We start from the raw sequence: 26,131 nt of genomic DNA, 5'->3' as shown, positions 1-26,131 counted from the left end.
GTAGTATTTCGTGGCTTGTAGCGGATATGCAGAGTTGTACTGGCAGGTCAAAATCGTGTGCTCACGAGAAGATGGCTTCCATTTTCCATGCCTTCTTCTCGTTGATTTGTATCTAATGTACTTGAAATCAAAGAGGGTAATGGACCTAGGCGATCGATTTGGAGGTCGACCAAAGAGGCATATCTTTACCTGTGGTGCCCTTTTGCGAAGGCAGTGTCATGGACGGCACCATTTCCGCTATGGTTTCAGGGAAGTGGCCGATTATCTCTTTTGGGTCAGATCTATAAGATCGTTGCTATCCGGACGATCAACTGGGTGATTTTCTCAGTATCTTCTGATCATTTATTTAATAAACTCTACGATTTGTTAAGTTGAAACGCTTTAATGCACATTATTATGAATTTCGGCTCTCGCATGAACCGCCGTGAGAGGAGATTTTTACTCATCTTTAACAATCATTTGGTCTCGAATCTTTGATCTAACGCGGTGAATTTGATGAAAAGATGACTGACTCTAAAGATTTTTGTTTGCTTTATCCCTAGGCGATGATGGCAAAGACTTCATAACTACGTTGCTTTTGTATAGCAAAAAGGTGCCATTGGTTTTGTGACCCAGAACGCGGACTAGGAGTGACCACTAAGGGTCTTTGACATCTTGGTAGGTTGGATTTCGCTTTGTAGGGCCTCTTATCAAGGCGAAAGAGTGAGATTGATGGTGTGTTTTGAGGCTCTTGCTCCTGGCGATGAGTTGATCCAGCGGCGACGTCGCAATAGCAAAAGAGTACCGTTTGGCAAAAGAAGACCGTGATGCCACTGACACCTCTAGTGGGCGACTCTAGTGGGCGAGTCAGTCTGGTTCTAGCATCGAACTCGATGTAGTCGTTTCACCAATAACTACCACAATGGACGACCGGAGCCTATATGTGGACTCTGGTTGGAGGGTAGCAAAGATCGCTGTCTTTGCTTTTGCCAGCAAGCTCGGTCTCCATTAGCTTTTTATAAATCTAGTTAGCCACGCCATGAGTTATCAGAGTTTGAGGCATCCAAGGCGGCTAAATGTCAACGACTGATGCCTCGGTGAACTGGCTATTGTAGAGGCGGAAGTACGCGCCGCGCAATGCGATCAACTCTTCGTGGTGACCCTTTTCGACAATGCGGCCAGATTCCATCACTAAAATTATGTCTGCGTTTCTAATCGTTGATAGACGATGAGCTATCACGAAGCTTGTGCGTCCCTGGCGCAGTCGAGCCATTGCGTCTTGTATAAGTACTTCTGTTCGGCTATCTACGCTACTGGTTGCTTCGTCAAGGATCAAAACCGTTGGCTTTGCCAAGAAGGCTCGGGCTATCGTAAGGAGTTGCTTTTGTCCCTCGGAGAGGCCCGAGGCCTCCCCGTCTAGGTGTGTATCATAACCGTGGTTTAGAGTACGAATGAATCGATCGGCAAATGCAGCTTTTGCAGCTTCTTCGATCTCTTGGTGGCTCGCACCCTGTCGGCCATAAGCAATATTTTCCCAAATTGTCCCGCCAAAGAGCCAGGTATCTTGTAGGACCATCCCGAAGGAACTTCTAACGCTCTCCCTCGAAAGGCTGGAGTAGTCCATCCCGTCTAGGGTGATCGATCCCGAATTTATCTCATAAAAGCGCATCAGGAGGTTGACTATAGTTGTCTTTCCGGCTCCGGTAGGGCCAACGATCGCCACAGTCTGCCCAGGTAGAACCTCGAGGCTAAAGGAGTCGATCAGCGGCTTGTCGACTGCGTAGCAAAATGAGACGTTATCCATCTTGATATGGCCGGCTATGGTCGAGTTGAGAGTTGTTAGATCTTTTAGTTCGACCTCTTGAGGAGCGTCTAAAAGTTCAAATACCCGTTCAGCTGATGCAAGGCCAGACTGGAGAAGGTTCATCTGACTGGCTATCTGGGTCATTGGTTGGGTAAATTGTCGTGCATATTGTGTAAAGGCGACGACGTTTCCAAACGACATAGCGCCAGTTGCTACTCGATATCCACCTATTACAGCGATGGTCACATAGTTGAGGTTCGAGAAGAACTGCATCATCGGTTGTATTATCCCAGAGAGGAATTGGGCCTTGAAACTTGCAATGTACATCCTCTCATTCATGGAGTTGAAGGTGTTCATTGAGGCCTTAGATCGGCCAAAGGTTCTAACCAAGTTGTGGCCGGTATGCATCTCTTCGACGTGACCATTTAGAGCGCCGGTCTCCTTCCATTGTGAGGTAAATTGCTTTTGTGACCTCTTTGCAATCTGACCTGCGCCAAAGATTGCCAAAGGTACCGTGATTAAAGAGACAACTGCGAGGATGGGGGAGATCCAAAACATCATCACCAAGACTCCTATGATCGTCAAAATCGACGTCAAGAGCTGGCTAAGCCCCTGTTGGATCACTGTGGAGATGTTGTCTATATCGTTTGTGACCCGAGAGAGAATGTCGCCATGGGGATGTGTGTCAAAGTAGGAGAGAGGAAGCTTGGCAAGCTTATTCTCTACGTCACTTCTCATGGTTTTTACCGTTCGCTGTGCTACCCCAGCCATGATAAAGCCCTGCATCCAGCTGAGAACGGAACCTAAAACATAGGCACCAGCGGTCTCGCCTGAGAGGGTAAGTAATTGGTGGAAGTTGACGCCGCCATTGGAGCTCAAAGCCATACCCGAGAGCATTGAAGCTAGATGAGCTTGGCCGTGGGTTACTAGATAGTGGGTGACACAGGCCTGGTTTTGATGACAAAGAGACATCAAGGCTTTGACCTTGGAGTTGGATGCGACAATTCCATTGAAGATGACGTTAATGCTGTCGCCTAGCAATTTAGGGCCAACCACCGAGAAGGCGACTGCAAACGAACCAATGATCAGGGCCGCTATTAAAAAATGCGCCTCTGGATTGAAGCGTTTGACCATCGCCTTTGCTGTCGCCTTGGTATTTTTCGATTTTCCTATGGGAAGTCTGGCGTTTTGTGGACCACCTCGCATCATTTGAGGGCTCCTTGATTTAGTTGAGATTCGACGATCTGCTGGTATTCCTGACAAGTAGCGAGGAGCTCTTCGTGGTTCCCTATGCCGGCGACTCTACCTTCGTCTAAAACGATGATCTGGTCGGCATGCATGATCGTACTTACCCGTTGGGCGACAATCACCACGGTGACATCACTAAGCTCACGCTTTAGGGCCGCTCTAAGATTGGCATCGGTGGTAGCGTCGAGTGCTGAAAAACAGTCGTCAAAGAGGTAGATTGGCGAGGTTTTCACCAGTGCTCGGGCTATTGCTAGGCGCTGGCGCTGTCCTCCTGAGACGTTGGTACCGCCCTGGTCGATCTTAGCCTCTAACCCTCCGGCCATAGCCCTAACAAAGTCAAGGCCTTGGGCGATCTCTAGCGCTTTGTAGAGTTCTTGATCGCTGGCATCTTGATTTCCGAAGCGTAGATTGTCGGCGATTGTACCTCTGAATAAAAATGCAGATTGGGGGACGATTGAGATCTCTTTCCATAGCGTCTCAAGATCTTGCAATGAAACGTCAACTTCGTTGACCATGACCCTACCTGCTGTTGGGTCATAGAATCTTGGGATCAGATTGAGTAGTGTTGTCTTTCCGGATCCAGTGCCACCAATAATTGCTGTCGTTTGATTGCCGAGGATCTTCAGCGAGATATCTTTCAGAATGGGTTCTTCGCTGCCACTGTATCCAAAACTCACCTCTTCAAAGGTGATGGCTTTTGTAATTGTAGTTGGAGCCATGGGATTTTGTGGTTCTTGAATCGACGGTGTGGTATTTAGAACGCCCTCGATTCGTTCAGAGCATGCGATCGCTCGCGGTAGGAGTGAAACCACAAAGACCGCAATCATAACTGAAAAGAAGATCTGGGTGATATATGTGATAAAGGCTACGAGATTTCCAACTGGCATAGATCCGCTGGAGATAAGGTGGCCGCCAAACCAAACCACCGCGACGGATGAGAGGTTCAGAATGGCCATAAGAGTTGGCATCGCGATGGCGAAGATGCGGTTGACCTTGATTGAGGTTTCGGTAAGGGTAACATTTGCAACTTCGAATCGGTCTTTCTCCGTCTCGGTCTGGAGAAATGCGCGTACAACTCGAATACCAGTGATCTGCTCACGTAGGACTTGATTGATACGGTCGATCTTGGCCTGGATCGACTGAAAGAGTGGTACGACCAATTTGATCATGGTATAGAGAACTAATGCCATCAATGGTACGACGACGACGATCACTAAAGAGAGCTTGGCGTTCTCTCTGAGCGCCATTATTACCCCACCGACTGCCATAACTGGTGCCATTACCATCATGGTCAAGGCAACCTGTCCAAAGAGTTGAATCTGTTGAATATCGTTGGTATTCATGGTGATCAATGATGCGGTAGAAAAGAGGGTCATGTCATATTGTGAGAACGATTGGACTTTAGAAAAGACCATAGCTCTCAAATCGCGCCCGATTCCCATTGCGGTTCGAGAGGCGAAATAGACGGCCACCACAGAGATTGCACCGAGGGCGAGGGTGATTACTATCATCTCAATCCCACTCTTGATGATGTAGTTCAAATTGCCGGTGATTACGCCATTGTTGATTAGGTTAGCATTTAGATTTGGCAGGTAGAGGTTGCCGATGGTCTGGATCACAATGAGACTTATAACTATTGCTATAGCGCGTTTATAAGGCGGCACGGCGCGCCGAAGAATCTTAATTAACATCTGACCTGTTTATTCGTATTGGGTATCACTCACAGGAGCAATTGAATCAACTTTATATTTTAGAACTGTAACTTCTACTACGCTATCGTAGTCTGTGTGGTATTACTAAAGGTTCCAATGGGATTTGCCTTATGGATTAATCCACCTCGTCTCTCACTGCTTCACGCCCATGAGCCAAATTAGGCCGGTGTAAGTGTGGTTTTGAGACATTGACGAGACAGTGGCGGCATTTGATAACATACTTATCAAGTTTCGTAGGCAAGAGCCATTTTGGAGTCAGATTCGCGGAGTAGCGGATGTGGAGACGCAAACACACATGTATTGAGAAGTCGCTCTACCAATGACATTTCAAAGTGCCTTGCGTTGAATCGGTATGCGAATTCCTCGAGACATAAGTTGCTTATGTTCCTCATCTCCGTGGTATGTTCCGTCGATAAATTTCTTGCAGTTTCCAATTTAGGATCTTGAGCCATTTGAATGTTACGTGTGCTTGTTTGTCTTTGGATAAAGTGAACCAATGCGCTAGTCCAAGGTCTTGCAGCACATACCCCGTAACTTGGGTCACCATTACTTATCAGCTTGGTGTCGGAATCTAAACATCTCACAAAAACATCTTTGGGTGATTTAGCAGTGGTATCTTTGATTACTTCCATGAAGCAATGAGTAGGAGCACCATTGCTAATCGATACTCCCATTAGAACATTGGTTTGTTTTGTTCCCTTTCCTCTTTAGCCTTCGCCATGGCTCTCACCACCTAAAAAGAACTCATCTATCTGGACGCTTTCTCCAAGTTTGTATAAACCATTTCGGTCAGCCATTGCGCTCAGCCATTGCCTTAGGTAGCTTATTTAGCATCAACCAGCCAGTCGAATAAGATACTTGAACGAATTTAGCAAGGGCTCTGATGGCTAGGGGGTAGTAGCCGAAAGACCACGCTTGTCGTTGGACAATAGATAGATAGCAGAAAACCACTCGGAAAAAGAGATATGACTTCGATGAAAGATGGTTCCGGAGGTAACGCTAGTTTGACGGTGAAAAGATTTACATTGAAAAAGTGGAGCTCGAGATGCTGCATTTCTTGAAATGATTTGCCCTGACTAAGCCTGGATCCACCGAAAATTTAGCCGCTCAACTTTGATTTAGACATAGAAAAGGTGCTCTGAACTGGTAGAATGATGTTTGAACACAATTCAAATCTATCAGTTCAAGGAGCACCTTTTAGATGCGAGCATCTGCTAGTGCTTTAGAGTGTTTGATAGTCACCTTTGACGATTCGAACGCAGTTTCCAACAGTGGGTTAATACTCCCTATCACCCTTGCTGAGAGACTTGGCCTTAGGGATCTCTTTGATTTACACATTGACCTAGAGGATCGTCCTGGACGAGCAAATGTTGGCAGAAAAGCTATGGCTATCGTGGCCTCCATTTTGGCCGGTGGTGATTGCATTGATGACACTGCAATCCTTGAAAGCCCAAATGCGCAAGTTATCCTTGGTCAGATAATGCCAGCACCATCCACTCTTGGTGTCTTCTTGCGTAGTTTTGAGACCAGTGACATCGCAGATGTTGAACGAGTTGCAGCTTTGTTGCTAAAACGAGCCTGGCTAGCTGGAGCAGGTCCAGGTGATGAGCCGCTCACCATTGATGTTGATTCCACGATATGTCAGGTATATGGAAACAAAAAAGAAGGAGCTTACTTTGGTTATACCAAAGTAAGGGGGTATCACCCACACCTAGCAGCAGTTGGTAAAACAGGTGACATTCTTGGAATAGTGACACGTGAAGGCAACGCCAATACCGCTCGTGGTGCCGGGGAGTTTGTAACTCAGGTAATCAACAATGCCAGAGCCGCTGGAGCAACTGGTGAAATAACCATGCGTTTTGACTCTGGGTTCTACTCAAGAGCCGTTAGAGACGCAGCTAGTGCGGGTGATGTTCGCTTTTGCATTACAACACGGATGTCCAAGAGACTAAAAGGTATCATCTCCGATATCCAAGAGGATGCCTGGACTTCAATTCCCTACTGGCTTGAAGGTGGAGCTGATGTAGCAGAAGTCAAATATCGCGCATTTGCAAAAGATAGACAAGACGTTCGTCTTATCGTAGGAAGAACAAAGCCTACTCCAGGGTCTCAGCTGGCACTATTTAGAGACTATGACTATCACGCATTTATTACCGATCGACAAGGCGAAACGCTTTTCCTTGAGGCTGATCACCGAGCACATGCCCAGATCGAACTAGTCATCAAGGATCTCAAAGGAGGTTCTAGGTGGAATCATGTTCCATCCAGATACATGAACGCTAATGCCGTTTGGTTGGCTCTGGTCTGGTTAGCTCTGGTCTGGTTAGTTATTGGTGTAACTGCACACAACCTGGCGCGGTGCAACTGCACAAATAGGTGCTATTGCAGAAACTGTAATAACCACACCAAAGCTTCGACGGTGTTACTTTCAGATCGCAGGACATATCACTCGTTCAGCTAGAAAAGTAATACTGCATCTTGAAGAACACTGGCACTATAAGGATAAGTTCTTAGAGGCTCTTGATCGGATCAGAAAGTTTGAGATCGCCATCACCTGAAGATCTGGTTACCTAACACACTGAATATTACTTGAAACAACTGCTCTAGAAGACAAGGGATTAGGTCACTATGGCCAAAATGAGATTTCAGAATCTCAAAAATGACCAAACAGGCTCAATCACAAAGCGAATGGGTCATATTTGGCACTCTGAAACCAGTTACGAGTCATAGACGCTCCGTCAAACCTAAATCAGTTCCGAAAAACCGACTCAGAGTCACACCGAAGGGCTCAAGCTGGTCCAATTCTGTGGATTCAGGCTAAGGAAAAGCCGAGGCTATTCTGGCGAGGGACAAAGGGGTTACAATGATCTCCTCCCTCAGATCGCCTACTCGCAGTAGAACTTATTGATGAAGCTCATAATGCTGGAGCTAGATTACGACTAGCGGTTAAGGAACTCGGTCTGTCACTACGCAGTTACCAGAGGTTCCAAGGCTGAAGGTGCGAATACCCATGACAAGCGTCCCTTTGTCATTAAGGCTAAACCAAGCTTTGCCCTTGATGAATCAGAACGTCAAGAGATATTAGATACGCTCCACAAAGAGGAGTACTCATCACTTCCACCAAGTCAAGTAGTTCCATCTTTAGCTGATAAGGGTATATATCTCGGATCAGAATCTACCTTTTATCGTATTCTTCGAGATAACAAGCAAAACAACCACAGGGGTAGAGCTAAAAAGCAAGTCAAGCGTGGTACACCTAGTCACCTAGCGACTTGTCCACTTGAAATTTGGGTCACGGACATCTCTTGGCTCCGTGGACCAGCTAGTGGTATCTACTACTACCTGTACTTCGTAATGGATCTATATTCAAGAAAGATAGTTGGTTACGAAGTGTATGGATGCGAATCGTCTCAGCAACTTAGCGACGTAGTAAGAAGAGCAACCCTCCTAGAAGGAGGAAGAGCTCCAAAGATATTACATAGTGACAACGGCTCACCGATGAAAGGATCATCTCTACTGGAGCTTTGTTACAAGATGGGAATCACCACCTCTAACTCACGACCTTTCAATATCAGATGACAACCCTCACATCGAGGCGCTCTTTCGTACAACCAAGTACTGGCCAGGTTATCCTTATTCAAGGATTTGAAAGCCTTGCAGATAGTCGGATCTGGGTGGAGAAGTTTGTCAGTTAGTACAACTACCACCACCGCCATAGTGCTCTAAAGTTCGTCACTCCACACGATGTCCACGAAGGTAACCATATGGAGGTACTCTCAAAGCGAGCCGAGCTCTACAAGAGAACAAAGGAACTCAATCCAAAGAGGTGGGTCAACTCCAAAGTGAGAGATTGGAGCCTCACCTGGCGAGAACATGGACCACACCACCGCGAGATAGATCGGTCGTTAGTCAAAGTTTGCCTGCTAGTTCTAAAGTATCTTCAATGACTATTTGACTTAGTTGGTAGTAGCAGCAGAAGAAAACTGTTGGTGAAAGCGGTCAAAGATTGTTGAATTGTGTTTAAACGCTCCGCGTTTATGCACATTTCAATAATCGCTTGCGAAGTGATCATCCACGATGAAATAATCGTTGCGAGAAACCGCGAAATCAGAGAGACTAAAACGGCTCAAAATGGCCAAATGGCCATTAATCTGAAAGCAGGCAAATGCGTCAACTATCCTGACATTCACCGGTACACGAGGTCCCTAATTCTTTGGGTGTGACGGGGGTTGCGATTTGAGCCCAAGTGAGTGTGAATTGTGCAGTTGAGACACCCCTTCGTAATGGTTTGAAACTCCCCAACGGGCCCATAGCGTCGAACAAATCGAGATACGTGCTAAGCGGTGCGACGCTGTAGGTGGGAGCAGCACAAATCTAAACCACGAAGGTGGATATCGGGTAGGTGCAGAGACTTTCGATTCAGTAGCAGAGGTACCAATTATTCCTACGAATAGTTCGGTTGGAAATGTATCAAAAGGGAGCCGAAAGGAGGTAGCTTAGATTGTGTGGAAGTGACAACTTCTTTGGCGGGCTCCGGATTCTTGGGGTTCCACTTCGTGGAGCATCAGATAGAACTGATACCCCAAAGAGAGAGAACCTCTTCCTCCACTTAGAGTCAGTAAAGCTTGAGACACCGGACAATTCAACGATCTCTTCGTGGCTAAGGCCATCAGCAGCTCCAAGAGCAATCTTGGCACGAGTTACGTGAGACTGTGGAGAGGTGGTCTTGCGGATTACACCCTCTAGGAACTTTCTATCGTTGTCTGAAAGAACAACCTTGTAAGCAGGTCGACCGATCTTCTTTTCCATTTTTCTACTAAGTGTAGTGAAATGTACCTCTGTATAGGTAAAACACTACAAATAGGGATTAATTCCTTAATTAAACGAATTTATGACTAGGGAAACTAGAAGAGCTGCGAAGATGGCCATTCTTGACGCTTCACATCCAGTAATTGAAGAATTTATCTGGTGCAAAGCAGTAGAAGAGCACAAAGCTAGGGCGCTCAGGGATGCTGGTTTCGATATGGGAGTTGATGGTAGGGACGGATTTTCAGTCCAGTACCAAGACGCTAACAACTCTGTTCGGGTAACTGATGAATTCATGGAAGCTGTGCTCGAGGACAAGAACTGGGAACTTAGAGCAGTAAAGACAGGTGGATTACTTCGCACCATGCGTGCTCGTGACCTGATGCGTCAGATTGCCCAAGCTGCGTGGGAGTGTGCCGATCCAGGACTTCAGTTCGATACCACAATCAATCACTGGCACACTACGCCAAAAGCTGGACGGATAAATGGTCGAACCCATGTTCAGAATATCTTTCACTTGATAATTCGTCATGCAACCTTGCATCTCTGAATCTGCTGTCTTTTTTGGGTGATGATGGTTCGTTTGATGTCGAGTCCTTCGTTCATGTAAGCCGGTTGGTATTTGCTGCCCAAGATATTCTCATCAATCACAGTGATTACCCAACCGAGGCTATAGCTGAGAACACTCGGTCTTATCGCCAGCTAGGACTGGGCTATGCAAACCTTGGAGCGCTTCTTATGACTTTAGGGTTGCCTTATGACTCAGACAGCGGAAGGGCGCTTGCAGCGACTGTTACGGCACTTATGACCGGAGTTGCTTTTATGACTTCGGCTGAACTTGCAGCACGCCTTGAGCCGTTAACTGGATACTCACGCGACGCCGAATCAGTTCTTCAAGTACTTTATATGCACCGAGAAGCAATGGGGAAGATCGACGAGAAGTTGGTTTCGCCGGAACTTTTCTCATCTGCTACACAAATCTGGGATGACACCCTAGAGATAGCTCGTACCTCTGGCGTTCGCAATGCTCAGGCTACGCTGCTTGCTCCAACTGGAACTATTTCGTTCCTGATGGACTGTGGTACCACTGGAGTCGAACCCGCTTTCTCGCTTGTTTCGTACAAGAAACTGGTTGGTGGTGGAAATATGATCCTCCCTGTACAGTGCGTCGAATCAGCACTTGTGCGCCTCGGCTACAGCGAGTCTGATCGGTAAGCTATTCTCGAGGCAATAGTAAACGGCAGCTCTCTAACGTCAGAGCCGCATCTTCGGCCTGAACATCGTTCGGTTTTCGCGACTGCCGTTGGGGAGAACTCTATTTCAGCGAGCGGCCATATCAAGATGATGAGTGCTGTTCAGCCATTTCTTTCTGGAGCGATTTCAAAGACGGCCAATCTTCCAGAGGAAACAATCGTCGAAGAAGTCGAGGAAACCTACATCGAAGCGTGGGAGCTTGGACTTATGGCCGTAGTTCTTTACCGTGATAACTGCAAGGTTAGCCAACCGCTCTCGAGCACTAAAGATTTAGCAACTCAAGATACGACGTGCGTCATGAATGAAAGAGGTTGTAAATCATGTAGAAGCTGATAACAATCACACTGCAATGCTACATAGATGATGGAGGTAGGCCCTCCGGGATCGCCTTTTGGGAGGAGATTCCAAACCACCGTACGGGGCATTAGCTAAAGACTGTTGTCCAAAGCGGTACGGAAAAGTTAGAGCAATGACTCTTTCAGGTATGAGTTAAGAAGACGAGTGAAAACAAACCACTGACGAAGCGTTCGAAATTGGTATGGATGATGTCGAAACCGAGGGACGTCGAACTTTCGGGACAACTTGGAGACTAACCCAATTAGTGCTCCCCTTGGCTATATGGGGGCATCCGGCGTGTAGGTGGCGTGAGCTTAACATCAGGCGTTTATGTGGAACATGAGAACCCAGTCCTAGACGTTCTTGGCTAAGCCCACATGGGCTAAGCCCAAAGATGAGGAAAAACCTACAAGTTGCAGATCAACAAGAGGGAAAGTACCAAATGCCTATGGATTGGGGGCGGACCATCCCGTAGTAGCTACGAAGTCCTTGTAATGAGGATGGAGCCAAGGGGATGGAGTGAACAGCAGATCTAGTTGTAATTGGCAAATGAACAACTTCTCAAGGTAAAAGTTGAGGGGGAGGGATCAAATGTCAAGACCACGACAAGAAAAAGCTTTTGACAAAAGACAAGTACGTCGTACTTAAAGCATACAAAGAGGCAAAAGCCAATCACAATAGACACAAAGCGAGCACCAGGGATTGATAAGCAGTCCATCTCAGTCTTTGAGATGGATCTAAAGAACAATCTCTACCAACTCTGGAATCGAATGGCTTCTGGAAGTTATTTTCCAGCGGCAACTAGATATGTCGAGATAGACAAGTCAGATGGCGGTAAAAGAATCCTAGGTATTCCAACCGTCAAAGATCGCATCGCCCAAGGGGTAGCTAAAGCCTACATAGAGCCAAGATTGGAAGAGGTCTTCCACGAAGACTCCTATGGTTACAGGCCGAATCGCTCAGCCCATGATGCCATTGAAAAAGCACGCAAGAGATGTTGGAAGTACGATTGGGTCATTGATCTAGATATCAAGGCCTTCTTCGACACAATAGATCATGAACTGCTGCTAAAAGCTGTCTCTATGCACGTATCAGAGCCATGGATAATTCTCTACATCAAACGTTGGTTGAAAGCTCCAATGCAAAACAAAGATGGACAACTAATAGATCGAGAGCAAGGATTACCCCAAGGCGGGGTGATTTCTCCGATTTTGGCGAATCTGTTCTTACATTACGCTTTTGACAAATGGATGGTAAAGAACTTACCCTATGCCCCGTTTGAACGATACGCGGATGACCTTTTGGTACATGTGGAAACAAAGAAACGAGCCGAAGAGATCCTAGAGGCTATAGGTCAGAGAATGACGCAGGTCAAGTTGGAGTTACATCCACAAAAGACCAAAATCGTCTATTGTAAGGACTCCAACCGTAAAGGAGAGTTCGAACAAATACGCTTTGACTTTCTAGGATTTACCTTTGCACCACGCTACGCCCGCAATAAGTTCAAGCAGCAGTTTAACAACTTCCTGCCAGCGGCTTCAGATAAAGCGGTAGAAGAAATGGGCAGAGAACTTAGGCGGTTTCGTATTCACCTCCAAACAGGCCAAACCATAGCCGAACTCGCCAGGCTTTACAACCCGGTGATCTTAGGCTGGATCAACTACTATGGACGCTTCTACAAATCCAGATTAGGCCAACTCCTCCGACGTATCAATATCTATTTGATTAGATGGGCACGCAAAAAGTACAGGCGACTTAGCATACGAGCAAATGCTTGGAAATACCTATCTCAAATAGCCGAACGTGAACCCAATCTTTGGGCTCACTGGTCATTTGGGGTAATACCAAAAGTCGGTTCGCTAGGAGCCGTGTGAATTGAGAGGTTCACGCACGGTTCTGTGAGAGCGGGGAGGGCAAGTTCCTCCCCGCCACTCGACATCAGAAACAGAAACGTGGGAAGCTCTTGCAGCGGAGGCAGAGGCAGAGTGCTCAACTTTGCGCCACCGTGTAGCTGGGCTGGAAGAAGAACTTTCAAAGCCTAAAGTAATCTCTCCAGTTCGCAGTCGCCTTCCTCGTCACCGCAGAAGCCGCACGTATGCTTTCCGTGTTGGTGAAGCAGAAGGATACGTGACAGTAGGGGAGTATGACGACGGACGGCCTGGTGAGTTGTTTGCTAAGGTTTCCAAGCAGGGTTCCACATCGGCCGGAGTCATGGACGCTTTCTCGATAGCCATAAGTCTTGGCCTACAGCATGGTGTACCGCTTGAAACTTATGTTCGCAAGTTCACTAACATGCGCTTTGAGCCAGCAGGGATGACTGACGATCCCGATCTTCGGATTGCCTCGTCTTTGGTTGACTGCATCTTCAGGCGTGTGGCTATTGATTAGCTTGACTCTGGCACTCGCTCAGAGCTTGGGATTCATAGCTCAGAGGAACGTCAAACCATGGTTGAGCCTCCATATACATCTATGAACGGCGACTCAGTAGGTAGTTCATTCCCCGAGCTTGACGGCAATCCCACGGAAGTTGAACTTAGAATGCGACTTGGACACTATTCCGCCGATGCTAAAGCTTTGGGGTCGCCTCTAAAGGAACAGGTTTCCATAGATGAGCATCCTTATAGTAGGATCGTTGATGCGCCACTGTGTTATGAATGTGGAACATCAATGATGAAAACGGGATCTTGCTGGTGTTGTCCTGGGTGCAGCAGCTCAGGGGGGTGTTCCTAAAACCCCTGGTAGACTGCACTATTATAGGATTAGGTGCAACATTTCAAGGGTGTTCGGCGCAAGCTGGGCACCCTTGTTGTATTCGGTTGTGATGCCACGCCTACTTGACATATCAACTTCACAACTTCACAACATAAAAACACTTACTTACTTTAACGCTCTCGGTATATGCTTGGCAGCCTCACAGCGGATGAATCAGAGGGCTTACATGCCTATTTCGGAATGTAAAGTCGGTAAACATTCATGTCTAGCCTGATTGACTTTACGTGTATTGTTGGCTAGACTAACCATATGGTTGCAGAAGAATCCTCTCGCAAAATGGTTAAAGAGTTCAAAGCAGCCAAATGGACAGCATTGTGGACCGACGGTAGTCACACGATGTATGGATGCTCCAGTGGCCAGCATCATTTCACACTCCCGGACGGTCACAAAACGATCTCCCCTGGTGTCGTTCACAATGCGCGTAAGGCAATCGCGGGTTGTACCTGCCATACAGATAGATAGGACAACAAATGACCAAACACACCTACAAAGCAACAGTTGCCAGAGAGGGCCGTTGGTGGATGGTCAGCATCCCCGAGATCGGCGGGTTGACACAAGCACGACGTCTCAGCGAAGCCGGAACAATGGCGAGCTCACTGATCGCGATCACTCTAGACGTTCCATCCGATAGTTTCAATGTTGACATAGAAATAGGGAAGGTTGGGACGGTGGAGGTAGCTGAACGAACTGCCCGACTGCGGTCTACCCGAGAGACTGCAATACGACTCGAACGTGAAGTGCAGACCGATGCCGAAAGTCTCGCTCACGACCTGGCCAATGAGGGCCTTTCTCTACGGGATATTGGCGATATTCTCGGCATCTCGTATCAGAGAGTTCACCAACTGATAGCTCGCTAGGTGTCGCGATACACGTCCACGAGGAAAATTGCGGTATTGATGGTAGATATGTCGTCTAACACTTTAATTTTGATAGCTCACCCAAATGGACTTCCAATGAATTGAACTGTCTGTGAATCTATCTGTCCACCGACACTAGGGGCTGAAGGCATTTGCAAGACATTTATTGCAGAGCGGAAAGATGGTGCCGTCCCAGCGACCACTAACGCAATCTTGTTTGTGGTTGGATCGAGCATTACCCCATAGCTGTTGTTATTGATCTGCAACCTGGTGGTCTGTTTGTGGGTCTTCGGATTGGTTGTGGTCACATAACTACCAAACAGAATGATGTCACCAGCGAGAGGCTTTGAGGTGGATATCAGGTCTTGTTTCATCTGCGACGGGGCGGAGGGGATTACGATTCCGTCATAGTTGCCCATAATTGTTGGAAGCGCATCGAAACACGACGTGTGTAGCGCCGACTGACAACTATTCCCAGAGAGTAACGCCATCCAGAGCGCACTACGTTGACGTAACTGATTCACGCTCCCGCTCGCCCCTGGCGCTAGTCCTGTAACTGACATGCTGGACGAGCCAGATATAGTTCCACTGCTGTATCTAGCAGCATTTGAAAGTACATCTAAGACGTACCGAGCTGGATTATCAGAAGAATGGGCAAATATGGAGTCGTTGTAGACCACCGTCGGTTTCCCATTTACATTTTTGTAGCTAACGCCATTCCATCCAGCGTTGTATGTCCATAAAGCTAATTTTGGGTTGGTCAATATACCACTAGTGCATAACGGCGAATGTCAGGATAGTTGACGCATTTGCCTTCTTTCAGATTGATGGTTAATTGGCCATTTTGAGCCGTTTTTGACTCTCTGATTTCGCGGTTTCTCGCAACGGTTATTTCATCGTGGACGATCGGTTCGCAAGCGATTATTGAAATGTGCATAAACGCGGAGCGTTTAAACACAATCGATTGATCTCCGCCCACAGCCTCAACAGCTAGCTACTACTGAATGGTAAAAAGCTCTAGGGATCTCTCCTGGAATAGCTATTATGTAGAACAACCCGATCCAAAACTCACATCAATTTTGGACCAACAAATGGGGACCCGTCAGGTGCAATTAGTCGAGATCGCCATAATCGAGGACTATTCGCATAACACTCTGAAATGCTCCAATGAGCCCTTTTAATTTCTTGTAAGGTGTGTTAATCTTCTCATGACATGCTTACACCCGAGGAACTCGCCACTATTGAAGCATTCATGGCGAAGACTGAAAACATCGACGAATATAAGCGGGCGCTGGCAGTTCTCACCCTTGAAGATGGGAGTCCCCTCAACAGGACAGGCCTCTCTGTCAAGCATGTACAGCGAATTCGACGGTCATTCCGCAGCGTTGGCACTGAGGCATTCAAGGACAAGCGCCATAACAACGCTCCGGTACTTCTCTCAAAGTCTCAAAGAGATGAAGTGGCAATCATGCTCACGACTACAACTCCCAATGACCACGGCTATAGCAGTTCCCCGTTTTGGTCAACACGGATCCTGGCTACAGTACTCAAGCGCAGATACGGTGTTCTCTATGCCTCTAGGACTAGCTATTACGTTCTGTTTCGGGAAAGTAAGTTCAGCTTCCATCTGCCGGGCAAACAGTGATACGCCCCGGAAATCTTGGAGACTCCTAGTCTTTCAGTTAAGGAGTCATCATTATGGCAAGAGTAAAGAAGTATTCACCCGAAGTTCGTGATCGAGCAATACGAATGGTCACGGACCATCGAGGTGAGTATCCCCCACAGTGGGCAGCTATTCAATCTGTTGCTCAGAAGCTGTAAATGACGCCCGAGACGCTACGTACTTGGGTACGTCAGGCTTCGATAGATGTCGGTGAGACTAAAGGAACAACTACTCAATGAGAGAGAGCGCACCCGTCAACTAGAGCGAGAAGTCGTAGAGCTTCGTAGAGCTAATGAGATTTTACGTGCGGCCTCGATTTTCTTTGCGACCGAGTTGGACGGTCAAAGCGCGAAGCGAAGCAAGTAATTGCTTTTATAGATTGCAATAAGCAAAAGTGGGGAGTCCAGCCGATCTGTAGGGTCTTACAGTTCGCTTCCTCGACTTATTACTCTAATAAATCACGAGTTGCCTCAGTGAGATCTATTCGTGATAAATCTCTCAAGACGAAGATAAGTAAAATTCACAAGGACAACTACTTTCGTATATGGGCTTAGAAAGCTCTGGTGTGCGCTTAAGCGCGAAGGTATCGACATCGCGCGCTGCACAACAGAGCGTTTGATGGCTGAGCTCGGTATTTCTGGGGTGAGACGTGGTAAGACTTACGTCGTAACCACCGTCGCGAATGAGCTCGTAGAACGCCCGAAAGACCTGGTAAACAGGAACTTTACGTCTAATGAGCCAAACAACTTGTGGGTGGCGGATATCACCTACGTCAAGACAAAGATTGGCTGGGCCTACGTTGCCTTCGTTACAGACGTATTTTCAAGGACGATCCTAGGATGGAAGGTATCGCCATCGCTTAAGGCAAACTTGGCAACCGATGCCCTTGAGATGGCTATTCACCAAAGAGCGGTGTCGCCAGGCCTTGTACACCATAGCGATTATGCCGAGGTTTTCATTAAGCCGAGGAATCTAAATTTTCCCTGGACGTGAGAGGTTTGTTGACTAATTCCTCGGCTTAATGTTCCTGCTGATTATCGTTATATTCAGTCTCGCCTATATGTTTTTACGAAAGGGAAGAATGTAGATGCTAAGGCCGCGCGAATCGACATTACGCCGTTAGGGACCGAGTGCACCTCGAAGATGAAGACTTCAGCAACGATATCCCCGCCGAGAACATCCTCACCAAGGATGGACTTCTGGTTCCACATAGCCCACACTAATACCGAAATATTGAGCCGAGAAATTGTTCAGTAAGCCACGACTACGCTGGTAGAACTATAATTTCTCGGCTCAATGAAAACCTCGGCTTAATCGGTATTAAACCGAATTCGGTTTAATACCGATCGCGGAGTACAGTACCTATCTGTTAGATATTCCCAACGCCTAATTGATGTCGGCATTACCGCCTCAGTGGGTTCCAAAGGCGATTCTTATGACAATGCCCTGGCTGAGACGACAAATGGCATCTATAAGGCAGAGTTGGTGAATCCTCATGGGCCCTTCTTTGACGTCGATGAACTTGAGTGGGCGACACTTGGCTATATCGACTGGTTCAATAATCGAAGGCTCCATGGCTCAATTGGAATGATTCCACCAGTTGAGTTTGAAGATAACCACCATAGTTCCTCTTGTGATAACAAAGTGGCATAGCCAAGCTAGCTTTTTCTGCTTTTTATAACCATCAGGTCGACTCATCGAATCAATTGTTAGCCCATCTTTCCGAAAATCAACCTATTCTCCCAGCTATTTGAGTATGTGGTCTTACGTTGGGACACTACAAATGCGTCGCAATGGTCTTTATCCGTTTAAGGGGATCACTAACTCCTAAGAGACGGTAGATCTCTTTGTGAACCGGCTCAGAAACACCACTAGTGCGGATGTGATAGACGACGCCTTTATCTGATGTAAGAACTATGGTGGCTCGGCGGTGACTGTTGAGTTGCTCTTTGATGGTTGACCATCTTCTCTTATCGTTATTTTGCCTCAAGGTCAGCTCAATAGCACTAAGGAGGTGATAGGCAAGTACTGAGATGAAGAGGTGAGCAGCAGTTCGGCTAGCTAGTTGATGATAGACCGGTCGAAGTCCAAGATCACTCTTGAGGGATCTAAAGGCATCTTCTACTTTAGTGAGAGTCGTATAGATATTCCAGATCTCACCTGCATCTAGCTCGCTATGGCTGGTGTCTATGACGTAGGCTCCTTGGAGATTATCATCTTTGGCTTTAGTGGGTTTTTCTGTAATAGTGAGATTGATTACTTTGTCAAAGCGTCTCTTTTTGATGATCTTGCCATGGTCTTGATGATATTCAAGGGATATCTCGTATTTGGAAGCAATACTTGGGTACTTGGCCTTGATGCGTCCGATACGCTCTGAGACAACTGTGGTCTTAGATATAGAACCCTTTGTGATTGAGGTATTCAACGAAGTGATATCTACTAAGAATCTCTCGTTAGCTTGACTAGAGATCGCTGATTCCTTCTTGGATCTCCCCAAAGAACGACACAACACCACGGTTGTGGTGTTGTTGTTGGAGGAAGAGGAGGAGATGGAGATGGAGGAGGAGATGGAGGAGGAGATGGAGGAGGAGATGGAGGTGGCGTTAGTATCAGTGTCGGTGGTGTTGCTGTTGGTGATTTTGGTGTCATCGGTGCCGGTATTCTTGCCGGTGACACCATTACGGATATAGTCGTCAGTGCCGGTGCTGCTGTCGCTCTTGATGATACTGTTGCTAGTGTTGCCGGAGGTGGTGTAACTGTTATTGTCGTCAGTGCCGGTGTCTTCTTCTAGCGTTTGCACTTGTCCTTGTACTTGTGTTTTCACTTGTCCTTGTGGCTTTTGTGGTTCCACTTGGAGCTTTTTCACCAGTACTGGGGATCCTTGGGCATCGTAGATCTCGGTGAAGCCTTCCATCTCCATGAAATGGCTTCGATAGAGGCTCTTTTTGTTAGCTCTCTCAATTACTACGTAGTTGAGATTGCGCTTAATGAGAAGTTCTAGGTTTGCCTTGGTAGCAATTCCCCTATCCATCACAATGGTAGGAACAACATCCCCAAAGAGAGATCCATCCGATAGAGACTCCAAGGCATCAAGTACGCTAATGAGAGTTCTAGGCTCAGAGGTATTGCCCTCATGTATCTCTGAGTAGATGGGTAGTCCCCGGTGATCAACAAGTAGTGCCAGAGAAACTAATGTGCAATCAAAACGCTTCTCTTTGGAATGTCCATGTTTAGCTAGGGAGTTCCCCTTAGTAGAACCTTCGAAGTAGGTGTTGGTTAGATCAAAGAGAAAGAGCCTGGTATTCGTCCTAAAGAGATCAGAGCTAGCTTTATAGAGTGCTGGCTCTATGACGGCTTTAGCGTCATAGAGCTTATCTGCAATTGCATAGACCTTATCCTTGTGAAACTTAGAGAGATCGATACCACATATCTCAGGTAATGAAGAGTTGGAGTTGATATAAGAATAGGTCTTTCGATCAGATCCAGGATGAATAAGACGAGCTATTATCGTTGCCTTGGCAATGCCAAGAGATTCACCCGATAGACCTGCACTCTCTAGGATCTTATCGAAGCTAAGAGCTTCATAGAACGAGTTTCCTATGAGTTCTGGACCGATACTTCTACTATTGATAGTCTTAGCACTAGAGAGATCCACCATCTCAAGGTCAGCCTCAGTAGCTCTTGTTTCTTTAGCGGCTGCAACTTCGGAACGAATTGCATACTTAGTGATTGCCAGATCGGCGTATCTGGCAATAATAGGATCTGATTCAAAGAGTGAGGTTACTCCAGAGAGTCTCTGGGCAATTGCATTGGCCAGAGCTGGCCACAATGACTTATCCAGGTCCAGTTCGGTCAAGGTCATTACTATACGTTGACGGGGACCTTTTTCACAGCGGTAGGACTCAACGAGTTGGTACTTACTGTAGCTAACGCCGGTCTTTTTATTAACTGTTGGAGTTTCACGGATAAACACAACAACACAATAGCACCATGTCAGAGCTAATGCAAGTCATAATCAACACTACTCAAAAATTAGGACACTACATTCGCGACCCAAAAAGACCTAATACCCATCTACCAGGGCATCTATAAATGACACAAGTCGAAAATCCTCAAAAATCCCCTCAAAAGGAGCCAATTGGGGCGATTTTTCGGGAAATCTGCGAAAGAAGGGTTAGGCTTTGCCATGAATAACCATGACAAGGCTAACAATTGCAACCGGTTATCGACACCTCAATCCCACACCTACTAGTGGGCTGCAAGTTGCAGCCCACTAGTAGGTGTACTTCGCGTTGTCATAAAAGACCCAAGTTCTCTCTCACATCTTTTCTGCCCAATCCCAGTGGAGTCAATATGACCGAGGTTGATAACCACGGCGCTTGAAGCCTAGGTGATCTCGAAGGTGCGCTTCATCGACGATGAGCCACAAGCACTGACCAGTCAGAAACCCGCCATGGCTATTGGAAGTAATAACGTAACCCTGGTCGGTAATTCCCATTCGTTACAATAGCGTTACGATATGACTATGGTCATATGCGCGTGGTGCTGCAGTACCTTTATGGCTTCGAGACGGCGTAAGTATCACAGCGACGCCTGTCGCCAGGCGGCTTATCGAGCCCGCCATGGCGTCAAAGCTGCTGTGTCTGATCCCTCCGATACCCGGCGGATGCAAGTCGTCTATGAGTGTCCCCGCTGCGAGAGTCGCTACCTCGGTATTTTAAAGATACCCAGAATGCAACCTTTTGTGTACCCGTATTGGAACGGGTGGTCCTTGTCCTCATTGTGACGAACCAGTCGCCCACGTCGATCTCGATAACTAACCTTCCATCGTTAAATCCAGAGCTCCATCAAAGTTCCCGTAGGTATTTTGATGTACCCAGCATTTCAAGTCAACTATCACCACAAATGCTTCTGTTGTGATTGTGGATTTGTTTGTTACAAAGTTGGTGGTAGTGAGAGATGTCCTAAATAGTAAAGAACCAGCCATATTTTAAAGATTTAATCTAAACAACCAGTTCGCCAGACAGCTCAAATTCCATCAAATATCGTGCTTTTAGGGGTATTGACATCCGTCTCTGCTACGCTAATGCGTACCCAAGAGAACCGATTGGTTCTCAGATAATGGAGTCTCCATTAAACCCGGGGCGTATCAGAAGTCAGCCTGATTGCAGTGCTGAGGTAAATTTGCGAATTTCGCCCCCCAATTCATGCAATCTGTCAGTCAGATGTCGCTTTGGGCGAGTGCTAGTCGGAACAGGATCTTGGAGTGTGGTTATCTATAGGTCAGAGACAGCAAAGATTGCCTTTTCGGCTATGGAAATTTGTCTATTATGCCAAGATGTCAGATATTTAAGGATTTGATAATAATTTCCTCCTAAGAATAGATAAATGCTAAAGAATGCTAAGCGTCATCACAAAAGTTCAATTGTGCTTCGAAGTTCTGGCTCGTTGCTATTGGGGGCGATTCTCGCCAGCTGCGGTAGTGCTGGGGTATCTTCGACTTCGGCGACCACAGGCGGGCAAAGTCTCACTCCCGTCTCGACACTTGCGCCTGCTACTACCTCAAGTGGGCCATTTAGCAACCCAGCCTCGACGCTTGCGCCAACGAACGCTCCTATCAGTGGAGTACTGCCCTTGGGTGATGGCAAGGTTCTCTATGGATCGTCTCAAGTTGGCTATATTGATGCTTGTGGAACGCTTCGTAACAACACCAGGAGAGTCCATGGGGGTCCTTGGATCAATTATTCAAATTCCACATGGACGCCCTCTCAAAAGGTAGCAGTGCAAGGGGCGAACTACTATCCAAATGCTTACTTTAATGTGAGCGTATCTAATGGAACTCGCACTATCGCGACGGATTCAGTACCCGTTGGCATGCCGGTCGGCAACTTTCCGATCTCGCCGAACGATCCTGCTTATCAGTACGACACAAATCCAAACCACATCGTGCCTAAAGCCCTTTCTATAACGGTGCCCGCGTCTCCAACTGTGGCGCAATCTCCTTCATGTCTACCTATGGGGGCTATTGGGGTTTTGACTAATGGCGTGATGCTGTTCAATGCCCTTGATGCCGGATCGCTCGATGCGGTTGCTCATGAAACTCAAGATAGCTGCGGTGGTCATCCTGACCATTTTGGCACTTATCACTATCACGATATTTCTCCGTGCATCCTAGCTAAGGCTACAGGGCAGTCGACATTGGTTGGCTATGCTCTTGATGGGTTTGGCATCTATGTAGAGCGCAACGCAAACGGCTCTCTGGTCACAAATTCCCAATTAGACGCATGTCACGGGCGGGTATCGCCGGTCCTATGGGATGGAAAGACTGTCAACATGTACCACTATGATGCTACAAGCGCATACCCATATACCATTGGCTGCTTTGTCGGAACGGTTACTCCAACAGCGGCGATATCGATCGGAGATCCACTTCCTGCCTTTAGCCAAAGGCAAGGCTAGGTAGGGTTCCGCTAGTTGATCCTGTATTGAAATAGGTGACCACTGTGAACTGGTTTGTCTTTTGCAGGAGATCCAAAGCCGCCAAGTAGACCGAACTCCAGAGACCGTACATATGGTAAGACCAAGGTAAATGCAAGAATTGCTAAACGTATCTTTGAAGACCGGTCTAGATCACATACGCCAAGGCGAAGTTGATTCTCAGTGATTCTCCTCGAAGATATCGGTGGCTGTTAGTCCTTTTTTAGTTGCGACGTCATCATTATGCCAACTCCATCGGCGCCCAGGGCGGTTGTGCTTTTGGGATCCGCGCATCATCCTTTGTCTCGTTGAAACCATCTTTAATCTTCAGCCATTATCGTGAATACAATGGAGATTCCAACTCGAATGAGAATGGCACGTCTCTCGACACTTACCTATTTTTACATAAATGGTTTTATCCTTGGTGTCTGGGTGATTCAAATTCCAACGGTTGCCATTCGAAGCAAGGTGAACCCTGCGACTCTTGGGTGGTTACTTTTGTGCCTTGGGGTAGGTGCGCTTGTGAGCATGGCTGTGGTTGGCAAGTTTGCAGATAGATTAAGCGCCCGGCTGATTGTGCCAACGAGTGCGTTTGGCTGTGCGATGGCGCTATTTTTTCCACTGCGCGCATCCAACTGGTGGGAGCTAGCCATAGTTCTATTTAGTCTTGGAATTAGCGTTGGCGCTTTGGATATCTCTATGAATACCCATGCCATTGAGGTGGAAAGAAGCTATCGTCGCCCCATCATGTCTTCCTTTCACGCCACCTTTTCGATAGGGGGATTTTCCTCGTCAATCTACTCATCTCAGCTAGCAACATACAATGTCTCTCCTGATGTTATCGTAGATATCGCTGTGGTTTTGAGTGCATTGGCCAGCGTTATCGGGGTCTTAGGCCTTTTGAAAAAAGATGCAGTTTCCAAGGAAGCTAGATCCAAAGTGATCCGTAGTACCTGGAAGAACGTGCCTCGCGAGATTCGAATCTTTGCGGTCGTTGCATTGGCAGTAATGGTAAGCGAGGGGATTGCCAATGACTGGAGTTCGCTTTATATGCAAAGCATTCGCCACGCTCCAGCTAATCAAATACCCTATGCCTACGGAGCATTTGCTGCAACGATGACTATTGGTCGGGCAATCTCTGATCGCTTGGCTAAGCCTGGATCCACCGAAAATTTAGCCGCTCAACTTTGATTTTGGTATAGAAAAGGTGCTCTGAACTGGTAGAATGATGTTTGAACACAATTCAAATCTATCAGTTCAAGGAGCACCTTTTAGATGCGAGCATCTGCTAGTGCTTTAGAGTGTTTGATAGTCACCTTTGACGATTCGAACGCAGTTTCCAACAGTGGGTTAATACTCCCTATCACCCTTGCTGAGAGACTTGGCCTTAGGGATCTCTTTGATTTACACATTGACCTAGAGGATCGTCCTGGACGAGCAAATGTTGGCAGAAAAGCTATGGCTATCGTGGCCTCCATTTTGGCCGGTGGTGATTGCATTGATGACACTGCAATCCTTGAAAGCCCAAATGCGCAAGTTATCCTTGGTCAGATAATGCCAGCACCATCCACTCTTGGTGTCTTCTTGCGTAGTTTTGAGACCAGTGACATCGCAGATGTTGAACGAGTTGCAGCTTTGTTGCTAAAACGAGCCTGGCTAGCTGGAGCAGGTCCAGGTGATGAGCCGCTCACCATTGATGTTGATTCCACGATATGTCAGGTATATGGAAACAAAAAAGAAGGAGCTTACTTTGGTTATACCAAAGTAAGGGGGTATCACCCACACCTAGCAGCAGTTGGTAAAACAGGTGACATTCTTGGAATAGTGACACGTGAAGGCAACGCCAATACCGCTCGTGGTGCCGGGGAGTTTGTAACTCAGGTAATCAACAATGCCAGAGCCGCTGGAGCAACTGGTGAAATAACCATGCGTTTTGACTCTGGGTTCTACTCAAGAGCCGTTAGAGACGCAGCTAGTGCGGGTGATGTTCGCTTTTGCATTACAACACGGATGTCCAAGAGACTAAAAGGTATCATCTCCGATATCCAAGAGGATGCCTGGACTTCAATTCCCTACTGGCTTGAAGGTGGAGCTGATGTAGCAGAAGTGAAATATCGCGCATTTGCAAAAGATAGACAAGACGTTCGTCTTATCGTAGGAAGAACAAAGCCTACTCCAGGGTCTCAGCTGGCACTATTTAGAGACTATGACTATCACGCATTTATTACCGATCGACAAGGCGAAACGCTTTTCCTTGAGGCTGATCACCGAGCACATGCCCAGATCGAACTAGTCATCAAGGATCTCAAAGGAGGTTCGGGTTGGAAACATGTTCCATCCAGATACATGAACGCTAATGCCGTTTGGTTGGCTCTGGTCTAATTAGCCATTGGTGCAATTGCACACAACCTGGCACGGTTCACTGCACAACCCGACACGGTGCAACTGCACAACCCGACACGGTGCAACTGCACACAACCGGGCACGAATAGGTGCTATTGCAGAAACTGTTATCACCACACCAAAGCTTCGACGGTGTTACTTTCAGATCGCAGGACATATCACTCGTTCAGCTAGAAAAGTAATACTGCATCTTGAAGAACACTGGCACTATAAGGATAAGTTCTTAGAGGCTCTTGATCGGATCAGAAAGTTTGAGATCGCCATCACCTGAACATCTGGTTACCTAACACGCTGAATATTACTTGAAGGAACTGCTCTAGAAGACAAGGGATTAGGTCACTATACCCAAAATGAGATTTCACAATCTCAAAAATGACCAAACAGGCTCAATTACAAAGGGAATAGGTCATATTTGGCTCTCTGAAACCAGATTTAAGCCATAGACCCTCCGTCAAACCTAAATCAGTTCCGAAAAACCGACTTGAAGTCACACCGAGGGGCTCAAGCTGGTCCATTTCTGTGGATTCAGGGTAAATTGATCGAAGTTACACTTTGGACATCTAAATCCGTCATAGCATAAGCAATTTGATCAAATGATCTTCACATGCCGCCTCTGAAGCGAAGCGTACCATAAAGCCTGAGAGATCCACCATGCCTCCTTTATCGAACATCTGTTCTACTAAAGATTAGCTCCAATCTGGTCTCGGTGGAGGCGAAACTTACGAAACTTGATAAGTATGTTTGATAAAGCTCGATGTGGATTGCCGGGTGCTTTTATCTGTGAACATCGATGGGGATTGGAACTAGTATTCCCTTCCAC

At 47.0% G+C, this 26,131-nt stretch carries 17 protein-coding genes and 6 pseudogenes; 15 read left to right on the top strand and 8 right to left on the bottom strand.

What is annotated here, in order from left to right:
• Positions 1–1,051: 1,051 nt before the first annotated feature.
• The 3 genes and pseudogenes from ACIDITHRIX25_RS74605 to ACIDITHRIX25_RS74595 form a co-directional block, all read right to left on the bottom strand.
• A complete protein-coding gene (locus ACIDITHRIX25_RS74605) occupies positions 1,052–2,992 on the bottom strand; it encodes an ABC transporter ATP-binding protein (RefSeq protein ID WP_201732805.1) in 1,941 nt (646 codons plus the stop codon).
• On the bottom strand, positions 2,989–4,722 hold the full coding sequence (locus tag ACIDITHRIX25_RS74600) for an ABC transporter ATP-binding protein (RefSeq protein WP_201732804.1): 1,734 nt from the start codon (positions 4,720–4,722) through the stop codon (positions 2,989–2,991). The genes ACIDITHRIX25_RS74605 and ACIDITHRIX25_RS74600 overlap by 4 nt, the downstream gene beginning before the upstream one ends.
• 245 nt (positions 4,723–4,967) lie before the next feature.
• Positions 4,968–5,823, bottom strand: a pseudogene (locus ACIDITHRIX25_RS74595) (IS1595 family transposase); the annotation flags it as partial.
• Positions 5,824–5,944: 121 nt separating this feature from the next.
• Between ACIDITHRIX25_RS74595 and ACIDITHRIX25_RS74590 the strand changes: the two are divergent.
• Positions 5,945–7,204, top strand: a complete 1,260-nt coding sequence (locus ACIDITHRIX25_RS74590) for an IS1380 family transposase (protein ID WP_201732803.1) — start codon at positions 5,945–5,947, stop codon at positions 7,202–7,204.
• Between the two features lie 569 nt (positions 7,205–7,773).
• A complete protein-coding gene (locus tag ACIDITHRIX25_RS000000104260) occupies positions 7,774–8,322 on the top strand; it encodes a DDE-type integrase/transposase/recombinase (protein ID WP_201732955.1) in 549 nt (182 codons plus the stop codon).
• Between the two features lie 891 nt (positions 8,323–9,213).
• On the opposite strand, the gene ACIDITHRIX25_RS74585 is transcribed toward ACIDITHRIX25_RS000000104260, so the two are convergent.
• Positions 9,214–9,552, bottom strand: coding sequence for a helix-turn-helix domain-containing protein (locus ACIDITHRIX25_RS74585; protein WP_052604390.1), 339 nt, complete (start codon positions 9,550–9,552; stop codon positions 9,214–9,216).
• An 82-nt stretch (positions 9,553–9,634) separates the two neighbouring features.
• Here ACIDITHRIX25_RS74585 and ACIDITHRIX25_RS74575 point away from each other — a divergent pair.
• The 4 genes and pseudogenes from ACIDITHRIX25_RS74575 (at position 9,635) to ACIDITHRIX25_RS74560 (ending at position 14,768) form a co-directional block, all read left to right on the top strand.
• Positions 9,635–11,136: pseudogene (locus ACIDITHRIX25_RS74575) on the top strand (adenosylcobalamin-dependent ribonucleoside-diphosphate reductase).
• A gap of 734 nt (positions 11,137–11,870) precedes the next feature.
• Positions 11,871–13,013 carry a group II intron reverse transcriptase/maturase gene (ltrA, locus tag ACIDITHRIX25_RS74570; RefSeq protein WP_249685607.1) on the top strand — a complete coding sequence of 381 codons (1,143 nt, stop codon included), beginning with the start codon at positions 11,871–11,873 and terminating at the stop codon, positions 13,011–13,013.
• Between the two features lie 175 nt (positions 13,014–13,188).
• Positions 13,189–13,869, top strand: a pseudogene (locus ACIDITHRIX25_RS000000104255) (TSCPD domain-containing protein); the annotation flags it as partial.
• 512 nt (positions 13,870–14,381) lie between these two features.
• Positions 14,382–14,768 (top strand): RNA polymerase sigma factor sigma-70 region 4 domain-containing protein, encoded by a 387-nt coding sequence (locus ACIDITHRIX25_RS74560; RefSeq protein WP_052604386.1) that lies wholly within the window; start codon positions 14,382–14,384, stop codon positions 14,766–14,768.
• A 77-nt stretch (positions 14,769–14,845) separates the two neighbouring features.
• On the opposite strand, the gene ACIDITHRIX25_RS74555 is transcribed toward ACIDITHRIX25_RS74560, so the two are convergent.
• On the bottom strand, positions 14,846–15,532 hold the full coding sequence (locus ACIDITHRIX25_RS74555; protein WP_201732621.1) for a hypothetical protein: 687 nt from the start codon (positions 15,530–15,532) through the stop codon (positions 14,846–14,848).
• Between the two features lie 449 nt (positions 15,533–15,981).
• Here ACIDITHRIX25_RS74555 and ACIDITHRIX25_RS74550 point away from each other — a divergent pair, with 449 nt between their 5' ends.
• The 5 genes and pseudogenes from ACIDITHRIX25_RS74550 (at position 15,982) to ACIDITHRIX25_RS74530 (ending at position 18,084) form a co-directional block, all read left to right on the top strand.
• The gene (locus tag ACIDITHRIX25_RS74550; RefSeq protein ID WP_201732801.1) at positions 15,982–16,413 is read left to right on the top strand and encodes a helix-turn-helix domain-containing protein; all 432 of its coding nucleotides are present in this window, start codon (positions 15,982–15,984) and stop codon (positions 16,411–16,413) included.
• A gap of 53 nt (positions 16,414–16,466) precedes the next feature.
• A pseudogene (locus ACIDITHRIX25_RS000000104250) lies at positions 16,467–16,680 on the top strand (transposase); the annotation flags it as partial.
• A 303-nt stretch (positions 16,681–16,983) separates the two neighbouring features.
• Positions 16,984–17,076: pseudogene (locus tag ACIDITHRIX25_RS74540) on the top strand (IS3 family transposase); the annotation flags it as partial.
• Positions 17,050–17,424, top strand: coding sequence for a DDE-type integrase/transposase/recombinase (locus tag ACIDITHRIX25_RS74535; protein WP_201732800.1), 375 nt, complete (start codon positions 17,050–17,052; stop codon positions 17,422–17,424). The pseudogene ACIDITHRIX25_RS74540 and the gene ACIDITHRIX25_RS74535, both read left to right, overlap by 27 nt.
• 336 nt (positions 17,425–17,760) lie before the next feature.
• The gene (locus ACIDITHRIX25_RS74530; RefSeq protein ID WP_502756213.1) at positions 17,761–18,084 is read left to right on the top strand and encodes an integrase core domain-containing protein; all 324 of its coding nucleotides are present in this window, start codon (positions 17,761–17,763) and stop codon (positions 18,082–18,084) included.
• A gap of 124 nt (positions 18,085–18,208) precedes the next feature.
• On the opposite strand, the gene ACIDITHRIX25_RS74525 is transcribed toward ACIDITHRIX25_RS74530, so the two are convergent.
• Entirely contained in the window at positions 18,209–20,404 is a 2,196-nt protein-coding gene (locus ACIDITHRIX25_RS74525; RefSeq protein WP_201732798.1) for an IS1634 family transposase, read from the bottom strand.
• 528 nt (positions 20,405–20,932) lie between these two features.
• Positions 20,933–21,103: a hypothetical protein gene (locus ACIDITHRIX25_RS74520; protein ID WP_201732797.1), complete on the bottom strand. Its 171-nt coding sequence runs from the start codon at positions 21,101–21,103 to the stop codon at positions 20,933–20,935.
• 716 nt (positions 21,104–21,819) lie between these two features.
• Between ACIDITHRIX25_RS74520 and ACIDITHRIX25_RS74515 the strand changes: the two genes are divergently transcribed.
• From ACIDITHRIX25_RS74515 to ACIDITHRIX25_RS74500, 4 genes are all read left to right on the top strand, one after another.
• Positions 21,820–22,890: a YHYH protein gene (locus ACIDITHRIX25_RS74515; protein ID WP_201732796.1), complete on the top strand. Its 1,071-nt coding sequence runs from the start codon at positions 21,820–21,822 to the stop codon at positions 22,888–22,890.
• A gap of 366 nt (positions 22,891–23,256) precedes the next feature.
• Complete coding sequence (locus tag ACIDITHRIX25_RS74510; protein WP_201732795.1) at positions 23,257–24,099, top strand: MFS transporter; 843 nt, start codon at positions 23,257–23,259, stop codon at positions 24,097–24,099.
• A gap of 84 nt (positions 24,100–24,183) precedes the next feature.
• Positions 24,184–25,290, top strand: coding sequence for an IS1380 family transposase (locus ACIDITHRIX25_RS74505; RefSeq protein ID WP_201732794.1), 1,107 nt, complete (start codon positions 24,184–24,186; stop codon positions 25,288–25,290).
• Between the two features lie 10 nt (positions 25,291–25,300).
• A complete protein-coding gene (locus tag ACIDITHRIX25_RS74500) occupies positions 25,301–25,582 on the top strand; it encodes a hypothetical protein (RefSeq protein WP_201732793.1) in 282 nt (93 codons plus the stop codon).
• Positions 25,583–25,837: 255 nt separating this feature from the next.
• Here the strand turns inward: ACIDITHRIX25_RS74500 and ACIDITHRIX25_RS74495 are convergent.
• A pseudogene (locus tag ACIDITHRIX25_RS74495) lies at positions 25,838–25,961 on the bottom strand (IS1595-like element ISAxf1 family transposase); the annotation flags it as partial.
• Positions 25,962–26,131: the final 170 nt, after the last annotated feature.

The organism is Acidithrix sp. C25 (assembly GCF_904848545.2).
The sequence above is the reverse complement of the archived record's forward strand: the minus strand, read 5'-3'. Positions and strand labels throughout refer to the sequence as shown.

Excerpts from the sequence above, each read along its gene's own strand:
- ACIDITHRIX25_RS74605 (WP_201732805.1), bottom strand. The coding sequence starts at position 2,992 with ATGATGCGAGGTGGTCCACAAAACGCCAGACTTCCCATAGGAAAATCG.
- ACIDITHRIX25_RS74600 (WP_201732804.1), bottom strand. The coding sequence starts at position 4,722 with ATGTTAATTAAGATTCTTCGGCGCGCCGTGCCGCCTTATAAACGCGCT.
- ACIDITHRIX25_RS74590 (WP_201732803.1), top strand. The coding sequence starts at position 5,945 with ATGCGAGCATCTGCTAGTGCTTTAGAGTGTTTGATAGTCACCTTTGAC.
- ACIDITHRIX25_RS74585 (WP_052604390.1), bottom strand. The coding sequence starts at position 9,552 with ATGGAAAAGAAGATCGGTCGACCTGCTTACAAGGTTGTTCTTTCAGAC.
- ltrA (WP_249685607.1), top strand. The coding sequence starts at position 11,871 with ATGGATCTAAAGAACAATCTCTACCAACTCTGGAATCGAATGGCTTCT.
- ACIDITHRIX25_RS74560 (WP_052604386.1), top strand. The coding sequence starts at position 14,382 with ATGACCAAACACACCTACAAAGCAACAGTTGCCAGAGAGGGCCGTTGG.
- ACIDITHRIX25_RS74550 (WP_201732801.1), top strand. The coding sequence starts at position 15,982 with ATGCTTACACCCGAGGAACTCGCCACTATTGAAGCATTCATGGCGAAG.
- ACIDITHRIX25_RS74535 (WP_201732800.1), top strand. The coding sequence starts at position 17,050 with ATGGCTGAGCTCGGTATTTCTGGGGTGAGACGTGGTAAGACTTACGTC.
- ACIDITHRIX25_RS74515 (WP_201732796.1), top strand. The coding sequence starts at position 21,820 with ATGCTAAAGAATGCTAAGCGTCATCACAAAAGTTCAATTGTGCTTCGA.
- ACIDITHRIX25_RS74510 (WP_201732795.1), top strand. The coding sequence starts at position 23,257 with ATGGAGATTCCAACTCGAATGAGAATGGCACGTCTCTCGACACTTACC.
- ACIDITHRIX25_RS74505 (WP_201732794.1), top strand. The coding sequence starts at position 24,184 with ATGCGAGCATCTGCTAGTGCTTTAGAGTGTTTGATAGTCACCTTTGAC.